Here is a 2,426-nt window from a genome sequence, read left to right on the forward strand (position 1 = left end):
CTCCAATGCTGGATGTAATGGAATATCCGCCGCCCTTCGCTTCATTCTGCAACTGATTGATTTTTTCAAAGGTTTTTTCATCTGCTACAAAGTACAGAGTTTTTACAAAATCCATACTCAGCTGACCTGAGATCTCCGGGCGCTTTTTCAGTCTGCCGGATATTTTAAATTCCTGGTTCTCCAGAATAATGCTGTTTTCTTCTGTTCCGTAAGCCAGAAGACTGCCTTCAGGCACATCCTGCTTTTCTCCTGTCACCTGTTCACTGAAGCTGTCCGGAATAATTACCAGCGTTGTAATATTCTGTGTCTGTGACTGACCGGCTTGCGAATCCATATTTAACCGGTTTCCTTCCATAACGCCTATGAGAGAAAGATAAATCTGAGACTCCACACTTTCTACAGGAATATTTTTTTCTTCCAGTTCCGTTCTTATAAACTCCTGAGCCATATATGCTTCTTCCGGAGAATGTCCGTGGAAATCCACATTTACGTCACAGGGGTACTGAGAACGGATAGTATCCTCGATTCCCATATTCAGGCTTACCGTAGTAGACAGCATCAGAAGCACTCCTGTACTCAGAATACAGATGCTTGCAAGACCTACCGCATTCTGTTTCATCCGATAGAGCATTCCCGAGACACTGGTAAAATTCTGAAGCTTATAATAAAACTTTTTCCTCCTGCGCAGCAGCTTCAAAATCACAATACTGCCTGAAGTAAATACCAGATATGTTCCTGCCATAACAAGAAGAACTGCTATAAAAAAGACTCCCAGAGCATCAATAATCGATTCTGTAGTAACTGCCAGATAATATCCGGTTCCCAGACAGCCAAATCCCGCAATGGCCATAAAAAGCTTGCTTTTTGGTTCCCGCTCTCCTGCATTGCCTCCGGACAGCAGTTCTACCGGCCGGCTGAAATGTACCCGCCTCAGATTATTAAAAAGTGTCAGTACAAGAATCACTCCATAGGATACCGCACAGACCTTGATTCCTTTCCAGGAAATATAAAATCCAAACTTTGCGGGAATATGAAGGATTTTCAGAAGAAGCAAAAGCGCCAGCTTACTTCCAAGGATTCCTGCCGCCAGTCCTCCTGCCAGACTCGCAATACCTGTGAGCACTGTTTCCACAAGCATCAGATGACTGATGTGCCTTTTTTCCATACCAAGCACATTGTAAAGTCCCAGCTCCTTCTGTCTTCTTTTCATCAGAAAGCTGTTGCAGAACAGAAGAAAGATCACTGAAAAAACGCCAAGAACAAAGACTCCCATGCTCACAATGGCTGCCACATCCCTGCCGCCTCTCATATTTACAGTGTCCGGGCTGGTGACAATAAACATCATGATATAAAGAACTGCAATACATCCCATACAGGAAAGCATATACGGAATATAGGTTCCCCTGTTTTTCTTAATATTGGTAAGCGCAAGTCTCAGAAACATCCCTTTACGCATAAGCCTCACCGCCTGTCATCAGAACTGTCAGCGTATCTGAGATCATCTGATACATTTCCTGACGTGATTTCGTTCCTCTGTAAATCTGATGGAACACTTCTCCGTCTTTAATAAAAAGAACTCTGGAGGCATGACTTGCGGCCTGGGCGCTGTGTGTTACCATAAGAATGGTCTGTCCTGCATCATTGATCTCCCCAAACATGGACAAAAGAGAAGCTGCTGCTCTGGAATCCAGGGCTCCTGTAGGTTCGTCTGCCAGAATAATCCTTGGATCTGTGATCAGAGCCCTTGCTACTGCCGCCCTCTGCTTCTGTCCGCCGGAAACCTCATAGGGATATTTCTCCAGGATCTCTGTAATGCGAAGAGCCTTTGCAACAGGCCGGATCTTCTGCTCCATTTCACGGTAATCCTCCCCTGCCAGCACCAGTGGAAGATAAATATTGTCTCTGAGGCTGAACGTATCCAGAAGGTTAAAATCCTGGAATACAAATCCCAGATTATTTCTCCGGAAAGCGGAAATCTCCTTTTCAGTTAAATGGACAATGCTTTTTCCGTCAAGAAGTACCTCCCCTTCTGTAGGCCGGTCCAGGGATGCCAGAATATTCAGAAGGGTCGTTTTTCCGGATCCGGATTCCCCCATGATCGCCACAAATTCTCCGCTTTCTACGGAAAACGTCACGTTTGCAAGCGCCTGAACCTGATTTCCTCCAAATCGCGTACTGTATATTTTCTTTACATTTGTTACTTCCAGTAAAGCCATGATTCTGTTTCCTCCCGTCATACGCGCCCCTTTCACTTCCATATCTGACATTTCCTGTGTGCAGCGCGCAGTTTTATTTTGTAACCTCAGTATACAGAAAAGAGAAACCGTATGCCATAACTTTGGCTTACAGTTTCTCTCTGTATGTGACATTTTTGTAAGGTTGATCCTATACCCTGGAGGTTCTCAGTCTTTCCCTTCTGTTCTCAA

General features: G+C 44.7%; 2 protein-coding genes. Both read right to left on the reverse strand.

Translation table 11 applies throughout. The features are described 5' to 3' along the window. On the reverse strand, positions 1–1,456 hold a 1,456-nt coding region (locus QVP40_RS08235; protein ID WP_288200400.1), incomplete at its 3' end, for an FtsX-like permease family protein. Further along, positions 1,449–2,216 (reverse strand): ABC transporter ATP-binding protein, encoded by a 768-nt coding sequence (locus QVP40_RS08240; protein ID WP_138270388.1) that lies wholly within the window; start codon positions 2,214–2,216, stop codon positions 1,449–1,451. The genes QVP40_RS08235 and QVP40_RS08240, both read right to left, overlap by 8 nt. Positions 2,217–2,426 lie beyond the last annotated feature (210 nt).

It is taken from the genome of Blautia sp. CAG:257, assembly GCF_000433815.1.
GTDB classification, from domain to species: domain Bacteria; phylum Bacillota; class Clostridia; order Lachnospirales; family Lachnospiraceae; genus Blautia_A; species Blautia_A caecimuris.